The following is a 2,051-nucleotide window of genomic DNA, read 5'->3' as shown; positions in this document are numbered from 1 at the left end:
ACCGCGGCCACCGCGTGGCCGTCATAGAGCGCTTTCGTGCGCGCCATGCAATTGTCGAGGACGTCGTACATGGCGGCATCGCCATCGGTGAGGTCGGGCAGGTCGGCCGCGGTGATCACCGCCTTGACGCCGGCGAGCTTTTCCGCCTTGGACGTGTCGATTTTCACGATCCTGGCGTGAGCATGCGGGCTTCTGAGAACACGCCCGACCAATTGGCCGGCCATGTTGAAGTCGGCGCCGTAGCGGGCGCGGCCCGTCACCTTGTCGATGCCGTCGGGACGGATCGGACGCGTGCCGACGGAGGCGAATTTACGTCCGGAAAAACGTGGATCGAAATTCATCTCAGGCTCCCTTCATCACGATGGCCGCGTCCTGGACGGCGCGCACGATCTTGTCGTAGCCGGTGCAGCGGCAGAGGTTCCCGGCGAGGCCGAAGCGGATTTCCTCCTCGGTCGGGTCGGGGTTCTTGGCCAGGAGGTCCTTGGCCGCGATCAGGAAGCCCGGCGTGCAGATGCCGCATTGCAGCGCCGCATGCTCGAGGAACTTCTGCTGCAGCGGGTGCAGCGTATCGCCATGGGCCATGCCCTCGATGGTCTCGACGCGCCGGCCTTCAGCCTCGGCGCCGAGCACCAGGCATGAGCAAACCAGCCGATCGTCGAGGATGATCGAGCAGGCGCCGCAGTCGCCGGTGCCGCAGCCTTCCTTGGCGCCCGTCAGCCCCAGCCGATCGCGCAGGACATCGAGCAGCGTCTCGTCCGGCTGGCAAAGATACTCGACAGCGTCGCCGTTGATTGTCGTTGAAACTGCTATACCAGCCATCATTTGCCTCCTGCACGTGTATAGGCTGATGTGGCGGCCCGCTGGGCCAGCACACCCGCAACTTTTCGTCTGAATTCGATGGTGCCGCGCTTGTCGTCGATGGGACGGCAGGCGCCCGCACAGACCTTGGCGAGCCGCTCCAGCGTCGCTTCGTCCAGCTTGGAGCCGATGAGCACCTCCGCCGCCTCTTCGACCAGAAGCACCGTCGCCGCCACGGCGCCCAGCGCCACGCGGGCCGATTTGACCACACCGTGCTCGTCGAGCGTCAGGTTCACGCCGGCACTGACCACCGCGATGTCCATCTCGGTGCGTGGAATGAAACGCAGATAGGCATCGCCAGAGCGCGGCTCGCGCTTGTCGAGTAGGATCGCCTCGATGATCTCGCCTTTGGCCAGCGACGTCTTGCCCGGCGCGGTCGGCACGCTCTGCACGGGAATCGTGCGCCGGCCCGCCGGCCCGACGACCACTGCCTTGGCGCCGGCGGCAACCAGCGCCGGCACGCTGTCGGCGGCCGGCGAGGCGTTGCAGAGATTGCCCACGATGGTGCAGCGTCCCTGCACCTGCTTCGAGCCGATCAGCTTGGCCGCCTCGACGACACCAGGCCATGCCTTCTTGAGGGCGGTGTTCTCTCCCAGGACGGCGCAGGGAACCGCGGCGCCGATGCTGAAGCCTTCAGCAGTTTCCCGGATCTCGCTCAAGCCATCGATCGCCTTGATGTCGACGATCAGCTCTGGTTCGGCAAAGCCGCCCTTCATCCTGACCAGGAGGTCGCTGCCTCCCGCGAGGATGGCGGCCGTACCAGCCGACCCGGCCAAGTGGCCAACGGCATCTTCTATTGAAAGCGGACGTATGTAGCGCATCGTCTCCCCTTGGTCATCGCGATTTCAGCGACCGTTATAAACAGTCTCCTCATAATGGCTATCCGGTTCCTCAACTGCGGCGATTAGGCCAGGCGCCGCAATATCCAGTCCAACAGACGGAAAGTGGCGCGCTGAATGGCAGCAACCGGCTTTGGGATGATTTTCGTGAAACTTCGGCTATGGATCAAGTGCGCTCATTCGCCCTTGTCCGCCTTTGGACCGGAACGGCCTCAGCCCGTGACGCGCTTTCCCGGAAAACTGTTCACATTTTTCCTGGAATTGCCCTAGAGATCGGCCTCGGCGAAGATGCGCGAGGCCCAGTCGAGGAAGACGCGCAGGCGTGGCGAGAGCTGACGGTTCTGCGGGTAGAGC

General features: G+C 64.4%; 3 protein-coding genes and 1 pseudogene. 1 reads left to right on the top strand and 3 read right to left on the bottom strand.

Annotated features, from left to right (window positions below; all coding sequences use genetic code 11):
* The 3 genes and pseudogenes from EN964_RS32785 to EN964_RS32775 all read right to left on the bottom strand — a co-directional run.
* Positions 1 to 341, bottom strand: a pseudogene (locus EN964_RS32785) (xanthine dehydrogenase family protein molybdopterin-binding subunit); the annotation flags it as partial.
* Between the two features lies 1 nt (position 342).
* On the bottom strand, positions 343 to 819 hold the full coding sequence (locus tag EN964_RS32780; protein ID WP_013530647.1) for a (2Fe-2S)-binding protein: 477 nt from the start codon (positions 817 to 819) through the stop codon (positions 343 to 345).
* Positions 819 to 1,679 (bottom strand): xanthine dehydrogenase family protein subunit M, encoded by an 861-nt coding sequence (locus EN964_RS32775; protein ID WP_127271789.1) that lies wholly within the window; start codon positions 1,677 to 1,679, stop codon positions 819 to 821. The genes EN964_RS32780 and EN964_RS32775 overlap by 1 nt, the downstream gene beginning before the upstream one ends.
* Here EN964_RS32775 and EN964_RS38210 point away from each other — a divergent pair.
* Positions 1,655 to 2,051 (top strand): hypothetical protein (locus EN964_RS38210; protein ID WP_206528795.1); only part of this gene is annotated, 397 nt, incomplete at its 3' end. The genes EN964_RS32775 and EN964_RS38210 overlap by 25 nt on opposite strands.

The organism is Mesorhizobium sp. M7A.F.Ca.CA.001.10.2.1, assembly GCF_003998575.1.
Taxonomy (GTDB): Bacteria; Pseudomonadota; Alphaproteobacteria; order Rhizobiales; family Rhizobiaceae; genus Mesorhizobium.
The sequence above is the reverse complement of the archived record's forward strand: the minus strand, read 5'-3'. Positions and strand labels throughout refer to the sequence as shown.